At 37.7% G+C, this 14,946-nt stretch carries 10 protein-coding genes; 1 reads left to right on the plus strand and 9 read right to left on the minus strand.

Annotated elements, in window-relative coordinates; translation table 11 throughout:
• Positions 1-168: 168 nt before the first annotated feature.
• Positions 169-1,281, plus strand: coding sequence for a pectate lyase family protein (locus ACTJIP_RS01000; RefSeq protein ID WP_077418732.1), 1,113 nt, complete (start codon positions 169-171; stop codon positions 1,279-1,281).
• 304 nt (positions 1,282-1,585) lie between these two features.
• On the opposite strand, the gene pelA is transcribed toward ACTJIP_RS01000, so the two are convergent.
• From pelA to ACTJIP_RS01045, 9 genes are all read right to left on the minus strand, one after another.
• On the minus strand, positions 1,586-2,605 hold the full coding sequence (gene pelA / locus ACTJIP_RS01005) for a pectate lyase (protein WP_440703986.1): 1,020 nt from the start codon (positions 2,603-2,605) through the stop codon (positions 1,586-1,588).
• A gap of 2 nt (positions 2,606-2,607) precedes the next feature.
• Positions 2,608-3,789 (minus strand): DUF4861 domain-containing protein, encoded by a 1,182-nt coding sequence (locus ACTJIP_RS01010; RefSeq protein ID WP_440703987.1) that lies wholly within the window; start codon positions 3,787-3,789, stop codon positions 2,608-2,610.
• 227 nt (positions 3,790-4,016) lie between these two features.
• A complete protein-coding gene (locus tag ACTJIP_RS01015) occupies positions 4,017-7,022 on the minus strand; it encodes a LamG-like jellyroll fold domain-containing protein (RefSeq protein ID WP_440703988.1) in 3,006 nt (1,001 codons plus the stop codon).
• Positions 7,023-7,720: 698 nt separating this feature from the next.
• A complete protein-coding gene (locus ACTJIP_RS01020) occupies positions 7,721-8,113 on the minus strand; it encodes a hypothetical protein (RefSeq protein WP_077418727.1) in 393 nt (130 codons plus the stop codon).
• Between the two features lie 557 nt (positions 8,114-8,670).
• On the minus strand, positions 8,671-9,351 hold the full coding sequence (locus ACTJIP_RS01025; protein ID WP_440703989.1) for an RHS repeat domain-containing protein: 681 nt from the start codon (positions 9,349-9,351) through the stop codon (positions 8,671-8,673).
• A gap of 14 nt (positions 9,352-9,365) precedes the next feature.
• Positions 9,366-10,274 (minus strand): carbohydrate kinase family protein, encoded by a 909-nt coding sequence (locus tag ACTJIP_RS01030; RefSeq protein WP_440703990.1) that lies wholly within the window; start codon positions 10,272-10,274, stop codon positions 9,366-9,368.
• Positions 10,275-10,277: 3 nt separating this feature from the next.
• Complete coding sequence (locus ACTJIP_RS01035; RefSeq protein ID WP_440703991.1) at positions 10,278-11,819, minus strand: glycoside hydrolase domain-containing protein; 1,542 nt, start codon at positions 11,817-11,819, stop codon at positions 10,278-10,280.
• A gap of 11 nt (positions 11,820-11,830) precedes the next feature.
• The gene (locus ACTJIP_RS01040) at positions 11,831-13,225 is read right to left on the minus strand and encodes a DUF4960 domain-containing protein (protein ID WP_440703992.1); all 1,395 of its coding nucleotides are present in this window, start codon (positions 13,223-13,225) and stop codon (positions 11,831-11,833) included.
• A gap of 12 nt (positions 13,226-13,237) precedes the next feature.
• Positions 13,238-14,935 carry a RagB/SusD family nutrient uptake outer membrane protein gene (locus ACTJIP_RS01045; RefSeq protein ID WP_440703993.1) on the minus strand — a complete coding sequence of 566 codons (1,698 nt, stop codon included), beginning with the start codon at positions 14,933-14,935 and terminating at the stop codon, positions 13,238-13,240.
• Positions 14,936-14,946: the final 11 nt, after the last annotated feature.

Below are 14,946 nucleotides of genomic sequence, written 5' to 3' on the forward strand. Positions count from 1 at the left end.
TAAAAACCAATTTATTAAATAATTTCAATTAATAATAAAGTGCAACCGATTGAATAAATATATTTAATAACATTATAATTATATAAATATTAATATATTAAAATATAAAACATTTAAATATAAAATATATAATTTTACAACCTAATCCAATAACAACAAATTATTACTATGAAAACAACATTTAAAGCTGCCCTTCTTACGGTAGCTCTAAGCTTTGCCTTGACTGGCTGCGGGCAGGAAGACATCAAAACAGATTTAACGGAAAATCCAAACCAACTTACTCTTGCAAACAAACTCGTTGCCAATGCCGTAGTTCCTTTAGCAAACTGTGTAGCCCCGGGATGGGCTTCTCAAAATGGTGGAACAACCGGTGGTGGAACAGCTGCTGAAACTACTGTGACTACCTATGCTCAGTTAAAAGCTGCGATCGAAAACACAGCGGTAAAAGTCATTAAAGTGACAGGAACCATCACCATTACGACTCGTCTTTCACTTCAGGATCAAACGGGAAAAACACTTTACGGGGCAAGCGGTGCAAAATTGGTTTCTACAGACCAGACGGCAAGTGGTTCAGGAATTATCAATATTAAAAGATGCAACAATATCGTTATCAGAAATCTGATTTTCGAAGGTCCGGGAGCTTATGATACAGACGGCTGGGACAATGCTATTTTGGATGACTGCAGAAATGTATGGATCGACCATTGCGAATTCAGAGACGGTGTAGACGGGAATTTTGATATTAAAAACAAATCTGACTTCGTTACGGTTTCTTATACGAAATTCCATTACCTGAAAGCTCCGAAACCTGGTGGTTCAGGAGGAACAGATGACCACAGATTCTCCAATCTTATCGGATCGAGTGACGGTGCAACAGCCGATGCGGGAAAACTGAATGTAACATTTGTTCGCTGCTGGTGGGCTCCGGGATGCAGAGAGCGTATGCCGAGAGTGAGATTTGGTAAAATACATATTGTTAACAGCTATTTCAACAGTTCTGTAAGCAACAAATGTATTGCAGCAGGAGTCCAGGCGAATATCCGTGTCGATGGAAACGTATTTGAGAATGTAAAAGAGCCCATTAACCTGATGAGCGGTTACACAGCGGTTACCGTTACTTCCAACAATACATTTACCAACGTTACCGGAAACACAGCAGGAAGCGGTACGGCATTTACTCCGCCTTATACGATCCCAATGCTTTCTTTATCTTCTGTAAAGTCTGATGTAACGACCAATGCAGGCGCAACTTTAGGAGGCAATATTTGCAATACGTTATAAATAAAAATTAGAATTAGAAACGAAAATGACTGAGTGTAGCGCTCAGTCATTTTCTATTTATAGTATTTTTTATTTAGGAGCTTTTTCCCGCTTTCCGTTGCAATCTTTTTTTTCAAAAAAGGATTTTCACTGCAATCGGGGCTAGGGCTGTAATCGCCTTTTCAATATGAGTAGTAATTAGCCAAAAAGGTTGTTTTAAAAGAGATTGCTTCGTCGTTTTGCTCCTCGCAATGACACCAAAAACACCACAACTCCACTTCTCACTCTCACTCTCACTCTCACTCTCACTCTCCAACCCTTAAAACTAAGGCATCACATTATTCTTCTGTGTCCATTTCGGAAACTCTTTATTGATCAGCTTATCAGCAAAATCACCGAACCAGCTGTAGCCGTTTCTTCTTTCCTCAGAAACCTCGTTGTAGTTATATTTTACGCTTCCATCGCGGTCACCAAAAAGAGGTTTATTATTATTAATATCATAAAATCTTGCCCAGATCACAGAATTTTTGTCCTCAGCCAAAGTCCGGACAGCTTTTCCGTTTACTTTTGAAACATTGTAGCTGTAGCCTTCAATTTTATTTTGCTTAAACCAGTTGACAGCAGATTTTATCGATTTTTCAACTTCGGGAGTGACAGGCTGCAGCATTAAAAACCTTACAATTCCTACGGATTCTCCGGTTGCCAGAGAAATAGGCTCAAACGCCCTTGCTTTATCGGGCTGAAGCCTAATTTCGTTGTACTGGTCGCCCCAGATTGTTGGAATTCCTTTTTGTAAAACCTGAGTTTTCAAGATGCATTCAATTCCTTTTTGTACAGCTATTTTTGATTTTTCCTTTAATTTAGAATCAACAACATTAAAATCATTTTTCCCTTCCACCACATTATACAAAACCGTCAAAGCGTTAATCATCGCATTGTCATTATAGGTCACCTGCTTTCTGTACAATCCGGAATTCGGATAATATTGTGGAAAACCTCCGTTTTTATACTGCATTAAAAGAAGATAGCTGATTCCTTTCTCTGCAGATTTCAGATATTCAGGATTTTTTGTGATGGAATATGCTTTTATTAAGGCATTAATTTCCTTTGACGTTGCGTTGTTATCAATCGTTGCGTGATCGTCACCCGTGGCCTTTATCCTTTTCAAAAGATCTTTATCGAGCGGCAAATTATAATTCACCACAGATTTATCCTCAAGCTGTTTGCCCCAACCGCCAATTGGAAGTTGGTATACCAGCATTTTTTCGGCTAAAGTATCTTTAACCTGAGCAGAAAAAACAGCTGTTATTAAAGAAAAGGCAACTATTGAAAGTTTTAATTTCATGATTATTTAATTTGGATAATTAATGGATTTGCAATCATCTGAGATTGTTTTTGCAATAAAGTTTCCCAATCTTTTTGTGTCTGAATCTGTCTGCTTTTCTGCCATGCAAATCCGGCGTAATAAGTCAGTTTATTTTGAGGTTTTGTCACGACTAACAGGTTGCTCTGATCCGGAGTTTCAGATTTAAAAGCAACAGATTTTTCAACAATTTTAGGATCTACAACCACTCCTTCTCCTACAAAAGCATCGTCAATTTTTTCCCAGTGGAAATAATATCCGTTTTTGTCGTTCAGTTTTGCTTCCCCTTCATTTTTATGCAAAGTAATTCCGATCGTGTAATTGGGAACCTGCTTTTCAACCTGAAAATTGGATTCAAACTTTGAAAAATTGGAGCCCAGATCAAGGGAAATCCGTTTTGTTTCTTTCACTCCGAATTCACTCCATGGATTGTAGGTTAATTCAAAAACTGTTCTTAAAGGACCTTCCGCAATGGTTTTGGAACTCACAAAATTTTGTGACACCTGAAGCTTTTCATTCACCCAAATTCCAATTCCACCTGTTCCCCGGCTGTCTCCAACCTGGTAAGGATCGTAGCCCTCACCTCTCGTGTCTTTGTGATAGTACATCGGATCGGTCAGATAGCCCTTATACCATTTATTGATAATGGGTTGATCGGTTCTTTTCAGCCAGATATCAACACCGCTGGAAAGTGTACTTCCTTTAACGCCCTGCAAAGCTTCCTGCTGACCTTTTGGACCATACACTCTGAAAGCAATTTTGTCATTTTCCCAAGTATAATCGTCTGCGCGCTCCGGAACCAGTCTTGAATATGTCGAAACTTTGGTTTCAGGAATCAGAGTTTTCTCATCAGCTACAATTGTATAAGAATTTGTTTTTTTAGCGTTAATATTTGCCTGAAAAAGGAGTTCATCATTTTTCCCATCTCCATCATAATCGATCCACTGAATAGGAAGATATTTATTGTTGCTGTCTTTTATTCTAAGATCAGACTCTTTGTTTTTATTTAAAAATGATTTTAATTGATCTACAGAAATTGAAACGACTTCATTTCTTGAAAAATTCAATGTATTTTTTATCTGGATAGAATTTTGTGCTTTCAGAAAAGAACTCGTGCAAACGATTGCACAAATACATCCGGAAATTAAAAATTTTGATCTAAACATAATTATTCAATTGAGTTGTAAAAATCAAAAATAATGATAAGTTTCTTATGAACGTCAAAAAATAATCAAATTTTAAATCTAACAGGCTGATTTAGAAAAATATTTGAAATAATCTATTCTGCTTGACTCTTGCAGAAGTAAAAATTTACAATTAAAGAAAAATCCTTTCAAAATGATTTGAAAGGACTTCTTTTAAGTATGAATGAAATTAACGTTGGTAATACCTTTTATTTAATAATAATTTTAAAATTACTATTCAGATTTTCTCCTGAAACATTGAGTATATAATTTCCTGAGGCTTTTTTGTCTGCAATATTTAATGTAAAGATCCCTTTTCCATCAGTATTAATCTTTTCTTTGGCAACGATATTTCCTGTCAGATCAATAATTGTTGCCGTTAAACTGGATTTTCTATATTCGGGAAGCTTGATGAAAATCTGGTCTTTTGCAGGATTCGGATATACTGTTCCTACATTTTTGCTAATACTGAATTCATTATTACTCAACACGGCCTGATTGTACAAAGTATAAATTTCTGTTGGAGATAAAGCATAATTGTACAACTTAAGTTCGTCGAACGCACCTTTATAAGGAGCCGGAGTATTGGCAGTTGATAAAAACTCAAGCTCACCAATATTCCCGATGATCAGATCACTTGCTTCACCAATCCCTGTAACCGCAGTTTCGTCTCCTTCAGTCATTAAAGTGCCATTGGCATAAATTCTCATTTTATGCGCAGCAATATCTCTCTGAATCACAACATGCACCCAGTTATCAGTAAAATAATTGGCAATAGGTGATGTGATTTCTTTTTTCGTAACGTCATCATCAATAGCATATCGCAGCTGACCTCCTTTGATTTCTATATTAAAACGTTTACCGGTGGCTCCCGTTGCCGTATTTTTAGTGAAAGAACCTTTACACAATACATACAGACTTGTAGACGAAGACGATGGTATCATGCTTGTTAGAGCTTTCATCCAAAAAGAAACAGTAAACGAATGATTATCAAATAAAATATGATTCTGATGAGGAATACTGGCGATGTACATATTACCAGGTGAAGTTGCCAGATCAAGGGCGTTGTTTTCTTTTCCCGGCACTCTTACATTGGCATTATCATAAGCTGTATTTAGTACTCCATGATTGGCAAAAGACGTTATATCTGCAATTTGTGCACCAGCGGAAGGAGCCTCTGCAAACGGCCAGTTGCCAACAAGACCTTGAGCCAATGCACGAAAATTCCACACATCTCCCACAGCAGTACCAAGAACACTGGAAGCATCAATTCTCCAATAGTAATTTACTGCCGGATTTAAATTATTAAGCTGATATGATGGCGCAGCAGAATAAGATAAAGTTGCAATAGTGCTTAAATTTAAAGGATCTGTTCCAAAATAAACGGTATACGTTGTTGTGTTTGGACTGCCATTCCATTTTAAAAGCAGGTTTCCACCGTTCAACTCAACGTTATTATTGCCAGTTGCGGGAATCGGGTTATTTGCTTTTGTGGGAGCTGATGGGATTGGCGGTGTGGTTACTGATGTATTTGATGTATAAACTGAAGATTGTGATGTATTTGTTGCTTTAACTCTATAATAATATTGAGTATCAGGCGTTAAACTGGCTTCATTATAACTTGTTGCATTCGCCCCCAATGTTGCAATGACGGTAAAATTAGTACCATCAGTAGAACGTTCTACAATATAATTAGTTTCATTTGCAGCATTATCGTTCCAATTAACGGTTAAAAAACTTGAAGGTGAAGCTCCTGTAGTTGTGATTGCATTGGTGAAATTCACATTTGTTGGCGGAATAATGAAATCCGGAGGAGTTGTATTGGGCAGACTGTTAATATAAACCTCAATATTCAGATACGGAGCATGTGTTGTGCTTACTGCCAAAGCATCGAAGACAGTTGGATTCAGTCCATTGACTGTTTCCCATGCATCAGGCATTCCGTCATTGTCAGTATCCAAAGGAGCCGGCGCACCATAAACATGCCCCGCACCGCCATTGGTAAACCCAAATTGGGTCGTCAAATCAGTTTGTACATAAACATAAGTAGCTGTTGTCCCTTTCGACATTAAATCTGAAATCATTAAGCCATCTACCTGATCGCGTCTTGGATAGGATGCTCCTACACTTGTAACAATTTTATTATATGCCTCCTGAGCGGTTAATGTAGGGGTTTTCATCGGATAATCATACGGAGTAGCCATTATGGCTGCCGGATCTCCTACAGGGTAACCCACTAAGCTTTGAGGAACTGCAGCTCCATCTAATGCTCCATTTTTATTATTATCAAAATAATTCCCGGAACCATATAAATTGAAATTGGCATTTCCAACACTGAAAGGCGTGGTAACAGTATTGCTTGTATTGGGACCTCCGATAAAATAATTGTTGATGATATTGGCAAAAGAGCTTCCCGCTGAATCTCCTCCCATGATGTATGCCTCCCCGGATTGGGTGTGACCGTAGGTGTTTCCATAATTACCCCAGTTATAAACTACATTATTGACAAACTCATTGATTCCTTTTATTTTATTATTACGGGTTTTATTACAGATATATAAATTTCCGATTAAACTGATCTTTCCCCCTGGCGGAGGCTGCATTAATCCTCCCGCAGAATGATTATGACGGTGCATTCCCTGCCCTATAATAGAATTCTGAATCGTTATATTATCGGGACTTGTGCCGTTGTTATCCCAGTTAACTGAGAATACTTCGTCTGTACCCCAGGTAAAAGTCATATGATCTAAGATGATGTTTGCCCCGTTGGCTATTCCTGATGCATCCTGATTTTGAGATGTCCCACCATAACGGATGCGAAGATATCTGGCAATTGTGTTATTGGCTCCTGTAAATGATACTCTGGGCCCCAAAAATACAATTCCTTCTCCGGGAGCAGTTTGCCCGGCAATTGTGGTATTAGCCGCCACAGCAACAACCGATTGTAAGTTAACAATACCTCCCACTTTAAATATAACAAACCGGCCCGGCTGACTCACCGCATCACGGAATGAACCCGGGCCGCTGTCATTTAAATTGGTAACCAGATAAATCTGAGGATTTGCCGCACCTCTTGCTCCCGTAGTATATCTTCCAAAACCGGTTGCTTCCGGAAATGCCAATGTCTGAGCACTAAAATCAATAGTGGATAATGCTAATCCACAAAACAATAAAGATTTAAGAGTGGGTTTAAACAGTAAAGATTTATTTTTCATAAATATTAATTTTGTGTTAACTAATCTATCCACAAAACCAATACTGAGCATCCTGCTCCGTCCTGCTGACCTATATATCAAGCAATTACAAAAAAATAATATGTAAAGTAATAAGTCCAATACAAAAATGACTTAAATGTATGGGTAAAGTTGAAAAGTTCTTACCTATGAATATGGACTGTTAAATGTTCTGAGTGTCATCATAACTGATCCGCCACCTAAAAGCGGAGGTCAATGGATATTTAGAGTTGAAAATCTTTTCAAGACATAAAATTATCACTAAGCAACAGTGTAAATATCCCATCCGTTACTCAATTGCCCCTCTAATAATAATAATAATAATAATAATAATAATAATAATAATAACTCTAAGCTTTATTGTCATTTTTTTTATTAAATACATTTAAAATTCGATCAATATCTGCGAGAAATTGGTTCGAAGATAATACTGTAAAGTTCACCAAAAGCCAAAAGGCATCAACTGAAGTTGGCGCCTTTTATTTTGTTTTTAGAATACCAAACAATAGTTTCTTTGAGGATTAGATCTTACACTAAAATATAATCATTATAAATTCATTTTCATTACATTCAGTTCAAAATCCATAAAAAAATGTAGATCATTATTGTTTATAAAATTACATCATTAATAATACTATTATCATCAAAACTTCTTTTAAAATTATTAAATACATCTATTTCTACTGATGAAATTTTTTATCGTTTAATTCAAAATCGTCATTGATATAATTTCGAGCCTTAATTAATTCATACCATTTTCGAGGTAAAGCGAAATTGTCATAATAGATATATTCCTGGAATAAATTAGTGAAAATAAAATCTCCATCTGTAAAATACGTTAAAGAAAATATCGGTTCAAGAGTGTAAGCATTTAGTCGTCTGTAAGAAGTTGAAACAATTGCTGGACAACTCGTTAAATAATTACACAATTTATTTCTAATTTCTGATGTATAGATTCCATTTTGTTGAAAGTCTTTTATTGATGGAAATTCCTTATTATCCTCACCATTAAAGTGAATAATATCTTCTTTAAAAAAGGAAATTCCTCTATAATTCCATGATGCATAATTCATATTATATTTTTAGGTGATAGTGAAACGAGAATTTACAAAAAATAATTTTCATTTTGTAAATAAGTAAAATCAACTGTTTTCATTTCAAAAATATCAAATCAATACATCTGATACGTTACTGAAATCAATTTCACCCTTAAAAATCCTTTTTATAAATGTTAATTCCCTGATCGCCCATAATTAAAAAACATTTCTGTGTTTTTGAAAATCCACAATACATATATCCTTCGTTTTTAGAGTTATATACTTAAGTTCTACATTGATTTTGTAATATTTTTAATTTATACCAGTTGATAGTAATATTTTGTAGGTAGCTTTATTTTGAAGATTTCTCCTTTTTCAACCAGTTGATAAATATAAAAATAGCCTTTAATTGATCAAAAACTCTTTAGCATATAGCCATGGGCTGGTTTCAAAAGATCCTTATTACATTCCTAATCATAATACTTTCATAAATACTATATCTTGACACAGCATTATCTGTTTCAATCAGGTAAAAGGCTGCCTTTAGGACAGCCTCTTTTATCTTATAAAGGTCTTCACTCATCAATTGATCCTTAAGTACTAAGGTTTCCTCTAGACTCACCTATCCTTTCCCCCATCATCCCTGTTGGATCCGTATAGTTGACAGGATCATTCCATGTATAAGCATATGGAGACATTGTGATTTCTACCAATGGATCTACCGATAGCCAGAAGCTTCTTTGCGGATCATAATATCGAGCGCCATAATAATACCACCCTGTTTGAGAATCAAATTCTTTGCCGTTGTATTTATAAGGATTATTATACTCATTATTGGATAATTCCATCAATGGTTCACCGAATGGCATGTATTCATACCAGTTTGTGATTTTAGATATGCTATTTGTTAGTACTGAAGAGCTTCCTAAGTGATCCGGATGTATCCAGTACATTTCTGAACTCAGGATTTCTGGAATCGTCTGTCCTGTTAAACACCCATCAGGATTGCTGTTGATGATTTCATCCAGAAATGCACAGAAACTTCCACCGCTGTTCAGTACATCACTATATTTGTTCAACAAGCTCTTATAACAAGATTCTTTCTCAGGATCCTGGGAAAAATCATTAATCAGCTGCTCAACGACATAGGCACAATCCGGATCGTTCACTAAGATATTAGACGGAGAGGTATATGTCCCCTGTGTATCTGCGTTGGGAACCCAGACAATCTGCGGATACTGAGCCTGAATAGCAATACCTTTTTCGTTCTTCAAAAACTAAACTTCTATCAAACCCGCTCTTTCATAAATTCCACAATTTCATCATTTTGAAGCTTCGGATTAGCTCCCGAATAACTCGCCACCAAAGCACCAACCGCACTTGCAAAATTTAGTGCTGTTTCGGGGTTTTTATCTGATAGCAACTGGGTGATTAAACTCGCCAGAAACGAATCCCCTGCTCCAACCGTGTCGACCACTTTCACAGGGTAGCCACCATGTTTGTAAAATTTATTGTTCCAAAGTAATATTGAGCCATGTTTTCCCAACGTGACACAAACAGAACTTGTATTTGTTTTTTCTGAAATGAAACGGATGTTTTCTTCAATATCATCTGATTTAAAACCCAACTCACAGGCAATTTCAAGGATTTCTTCATCGTTAAATTTAATGAAATCAGATTTGTTCATTAATTGTTCCAGAAGCTCAATATGGTAGAAAGGCTTTCTCAGATTCACATCAAAAACCTTAAACATTTCAGGGTTGGAATCCAGTAGCCTGAAAAGCGTGTTTCTTGAAGCATCATTCCTGCAGACAAGGCTTCCGTAAAAAAAGACATCGGCATTTTTAACGACATTCAAAGTATCATTATTGATTTCAATAAAATCCCAGGCAGACGGAAATTTGATTTCATAAGTTGCGGAACCACGTTCATTCAATGTTACCTGGACAATACCTGTATCATAATTCTGGGTTGTCATAATTCCACTGGTATCAAGTTGATTTTCTCTAACGTAGTCACAAATTACTTTTCCATCCTCATCATTACCAACAGCACTTATCATCGCTACCGGAAATCCGAAAGACGCCGTTCTGAGTGCCAGATTGAGCGGAGCACCGCCGATTTTCTTTTCTCCACCAAAGACATCGAAGAGAACTTCTCCGTAGCTTACTGCATTTATTTTTTTATTAAGAAACATTAATTAAGGATTTTTAACATTAATATTGTTGAATGAACTGTCCGAAGTACCAAAAATACTCCATTTTTTGTTTACAACATTGTACACACGATTGCTGAACGCTAATTTATCATTCACATACACTACACAAACATCATTGCTGATGAAAACCGTTACGTTATAATTGGTTCCTGAAATTCCAGACAAAGGATAAGCATTGGCAAAATCCTCACTCCCGCCATTCATTACATAACTTGCCATTCTGTTGGAAGAAGGTTCAAATGAAATTTTAAAACTATTCTTCCCATCATTATCCTGCGCTAAAATCAATCCTGATTTTCCGTTAACAGAAGCGTTCAACGTAAAGCTGATCTGATTGGCTTTCTGGAGCTTCCCGAACATTACCTGGGAATTCGCGGAAAGATTAAAACTATTCCCGTTCTGAGAAGCATTACCTGTAATCTTATCTACTGATAATACAGCATTTTGACCAAATACAGACTGTAATCCTAAAACAGGTTTCACAGCCAGTGTTCCGTCCGAATTCTGAACCAGTCTGTGAGCAACAATATTTCCTGCCCAATCTTTTCCACCGGTATTATTTTCAGGAGTTTTTCTTGCGGTCCATCCTACCAGATAACGGTTTGTATTATCCGAAACCGTTTTAGCCGCATAGAGATAAGAGCCGTCGAGACGGTCATTCTGAGGTGTGGTCCAGGGTCCGTTTGGCGATGTGGAAATTCGGTAATGCGTTCCGGTATTGCTGCTCCAGTTTTCAGAAAAAACAAGATACCAATAATTGCCCATTTTGAAAAGGTCCGGACATTCCAGCATAATATAATTTTCGGAAGAACTGGTCGTATAAATCGGATTTTCTACAGTCCAGTTTCCGGTTGCCGGATTGGTGGTGGTAAATTTCAGCACAACTGCTTTCTTGTCAGAGGTCTGAGCAGAAACCAGCATCCAATATTTTCCGTCTTCAAAATTAAAGAAAACGTGTGGGTCACGGAATTCATAATCATAATACCCTGCCGGAGCAGTGATTTTAAAATTCTTGATCTTCGTCCAGTTTTTCATATCCGTACTTGTTGCCAACAGAACACTCTCCCGTGGATTACCTGAAAGAAATGAAGCTACTTCATTATGACCCGTATAATAGTAATAATAAGTATTTCCAACCTTTACAAGGCTTCCCGTTCCCACTCCGAAATCGGCTTCTGATGAAGTTCCGTAAGGAATCTGTCTTCCCTGATAAGTAAAATCTGTAAAATTACTGGTCTCGAAGCTGTGAATATCGTGAAATCCTTCTCCTGCAGGTTTTGTTTTTGCATCGTGAAGAAAGAAAAGATGGAACTTCCCGTTTTCATAATAAGGCATTACGTCTCCTGCATAACCTTCTGTATAATAAGGATTATTCTCTCCCATCCATCGGTTGGGTGGCTGAGGAAAGATATTGGTTTTGCTGTAAATATCTTCCGAATTAACCTCCGTATCCGAATCGTGATTCTGACAGGAGAATGTTGCCAGCGAAAGTACAGCTGCTACATATATATTTTTAATTGACATTAGTTCTGATATTAATGGGTTACAAGATAATTAAGGCTGTTCTCCGTCATCTTTTTGATGTTATCCTGAAACGAGTTGGGCTGGCTTGGGTTTCCGTTCACTGTTTCATTGTACCAGTCGTAGGCACCCGTACAGATGACCATACATTTTTTATTGGCAGTTCCGCCGGGAAATTCAGCAATAGCGACACGTCCGTCTAAAGTATTGTCCCAAGCCTCGCTGGCAAGATTATTACCACCTGTCTGGTTTCTCCATCCAGCACCATTTACATATCCACCCCAATCCGGAAGGAACCACCAGGCTGTATGATTCAGACGGAATGTACCTTTCTCAAGCAGATTGGCTTTCCCGGATTCGTAAGTCTGAAGACCATCGAAAACAGGATGATTCTCATTTCCTTTGAAAGAGATTCCCCAATCACTTCCTGTATCTATAAATCCGTTCGGAAGAAAATCTCCGAAAACATTATTCGGTCCTTTTCCTGCGGGAACTATTTCCAACGCGTCAACATATTGTGCAGCAAAGCTTGTGAGCAAAATATTTCCTCCGCCATTAAGATAGGTTTTGATTTTGGAAGTTACATTCGTATTCAGCGCATCGCCCGGCAGAGCGGTAGCCGAGTCAAAATGCCACCAGATCACATTAATTCCCGTAAGATTGGCTGCACCACTTGCGACATCAGCAATCGAAACATATACTGCCCCTGAATATTTTCCGAAAAGCCAGTCAGAAGCTGCAATCTCATCCGGATTTGTCAATCCAGTTCTTGTAGCAGCCGTTCCAAGGAATGCAACGGACGGTCCTGAAACAGGCGTTGTTACTTTAGCAGTATACACTTCTGTAATACTGCCATTAGAAACAGTAAACGAAACAGGACTGGTAAAGTTAAGAGTCGTTCCCGATGCAGGATTGATGCTGACGCTGTTTCCTGTTTCTATTACCGGCTGCAATGCGGTAAGATTTGTTCCCTCCGGCATTGTAAGAGAAATGGTTTTGCCCGAATTATTGATAGTAGCAGATAATCCATTGATCTTAAAGCTGATAACAGGATCCTGAGCTTTTACAATTACCTGATAATCTTTGTAGATATTGCCATTTTTCACTTTGAATTTAACCGGCTGTGAAAAATCAAGCGTTGCTCCTGATGCAGGAGAAACTACCGCTCCCTTCGGAATTTCAATAACCGGAACCAATGTCTTAACGCTTGTCCCGTAAGGAAGTATGATTGTGATTTTATCATTCTTATGATCAATTTCCCCTGAAACACCATTCACCCTGAAAGAAGAAATATTGACCGAAACATCCGTAACAAGTCCATCTTCATTACTGTTATCACAAGACATTATAATTACTGCTGAAAGTAATACCATTATAACCAACTGCAAATTTTTAAATATACTTTTCATATTTTAATATTTTTAGTAGCCGTTATTTTGTTTATAAACCCCTTGGCTGAAATTGATCTGAGCCAAAGGAATCGGGCAATATTCTTCAATTCCGTGGTCAAATCCTGCCTGAGAATAGTAAGATCTTTTTGTTTTTTCACCGGAATAATAGGTATTCATCGTTCCTGCTGTAATACCCCATCTCACAAGGTCGAAGAAACGGCTTCCTTCCATTGCAAATTCCATTCTTCTCTCCCATCGCAATGCTTTCCTTGCAAAATCCTGGTTCCAGGTACAGTTCACGCCCGGCTCATACTTGCTGATCAGATTGTTCGTGGTATAACTTCCGGTCAAAACCGTACTGTTCGCCGCACGCTGTCTCACCTGATTGATTAATGGCAATGCTTCGTTGATTTGTCCAAGTTCAATTAAGGCTTCGGCCTTCATCAGCAAAACATCAGAATATCTTATGATGATTCTATTTTTGGAATTACCGTAGAAAGGGTCTACATTCACGGTACAGCCACATCCTACAGGTACATTTTCCTTCAATGAAGAATAATAACCATAAGTTCCAGGGCTTCTGCTCCAGCTTTCCTGAAAAATTTTATTTTCTTCATATTTCCAGGGCAGTCCAGGCAAGGCAACCGTATGGTAAAGCCTAGGATCCACTTTATAATTGTTGAGCTGATTGTAATTCAAATCTGTATCATTAAAAGTATCAAACATCGGTAATCCCTGAGGCGTCGTTTTGAATGCGTTCACCAGATTCTGGCTTGGTTTATGAAAATCACAGCATCCCAAACCTTGTGGCAGAGAAAGAACATCACCGTAATTGAGCCTTCCGAAAAGCGTTCCGTCATTGTCAGAATATTGAATGGAAAAAACTGCCTCCGGGCCGTTCTCATGTGTTCCCGGTAGGAAATTGTACCCGAAATCAGGTTCCAGCGTGTAATTTCCGATCACTTGATTGGCAGCATCAATAGATTTCTGAAGCGTAACCGGATTTACCTGCGTTACCGTATAGTTATCATCCTGCTCATACGCCTGATACAGTCTTACTTTAGCAAGATAAGCATAAGCTGCACTTTTCTTGGGTCTTCCCACTTCAGACTGTGTTGCAGGCAGATTAGCCGCTGCAAATTCAAAATTAGAAGCAATAGCTTCCCAAAGTTGCTGGTCGGTTTTTGCTCTGTTGGAGATTTTCGGATAATCATCAATGGATGTATTTTCATCGACATAAGGCACGTATTTAAATAACGTTTTCAGTAAAAAGTAGTAATGTCCTCTTACGAAACTCATCTCGGCAATCCGCTTTTGCTTGTTTGGGTATTCGGAGTCTGAAAGCTGCTTAAGTGCGGCAATCGCTTTATTACATCTGGAAATCCCTACATAATTGAGATACCATAATCTGTCTAACTCACCAAAATCTGAACGGATATTATTTGAAATTTCAAAAAAGTGAAAAGTCTGGATATCATTGGTTCCGCTTCCTCCTTTGTACGCATCATCAGAACGGACGTTTCCATAAGGCCAAAGACTGAAAGGGGTATCATAGTGGTCATTTCCGAGAGATGCATAGGCCGCAACCACAAAACCATCCACATTCTGAGGTGTTACCACATCAGCTTCCGACAAAACACCTCTTGGTTCATTGTCCAGAAAATCGTTGCAGGAAGTAGTTCCAAGCAAAAAGGCAAAAGCTATTGTAAAAAGTATATTCTTTTTCATTTTTTATTATT

It is taken from the genome of Chryseobacterium sp. 22543 (genome assembly GCF_052044565.1).
Taxonomy (GTDB): Bacteria; Bacteroidota; Bacteroidia; order Flavobacteriales; family Weeksellaceae; genus Chryseobacterium.

Coding starts and splice junctions, on each gene's coding strand:
- ACTJIP_RS01000 (WP_077418732.1), top strand. CDS start 169: ATGAAAACAACATTTAAAGCTGCCCTTCTTACGGTAGCTCTAAGCTTT.
- pelA (WP_440703986.1), bottom strand. CDS start 2,605: ATGAAATTAAAACTTTCAATAGTTGCCTTTTCTTTAATAACAGCTGTT.
- ACTJIP_RS01010 (WP_440703987.1), bottom strand. CDS start 3,789: ATGTTTAGATCAAAATTTTTAATTTCCGGATGTATTTGTGCAATCGTT.
- ACTJIP_RS01015 (WP_440703988.1), bottom strand. CDS start 7,022: ATGAAAAATAAATCTTTACTGTTTAAACCCACTCTTAAATCTTTATTG.
- ACTJIP_RS01020 (WP_077418727.1), bottom strand. CDS start 8,113: ATGAATTATGCATCATGGAATTATAGAGGAATTTCCTTTTTTAAAGAA.
- ACTJIP_RS01030 (WP_440703990.1), bottom strand. CDS start 10,274: ATGTTTCTTAATAAAAAAATAAATGCAGTAAGCTACGGAGAAGTTCTC.
- ACTJIP_RS01035 (WP_440703991.1), bottom strand. CDS start 11,819: ATGTCAATTAAAAATATATATGTAGCAGCTGTACTTTCGCTGGCAACA.
- ACTJIP_RS01040 (WP_440703992.1), bottom strand. CDS start 13,225: ATGAAAAGTATATTTAAAAATTTGCAGTTGGTTATAATGGTATTACTT.
- ACTJIP_RS01045 (WP_440703993.1), bottom strand. CDS start 14,935: ATGAAAAAGAATATACTTTTTACAATAGCTTTTGCCTTTTTGCTTGGA.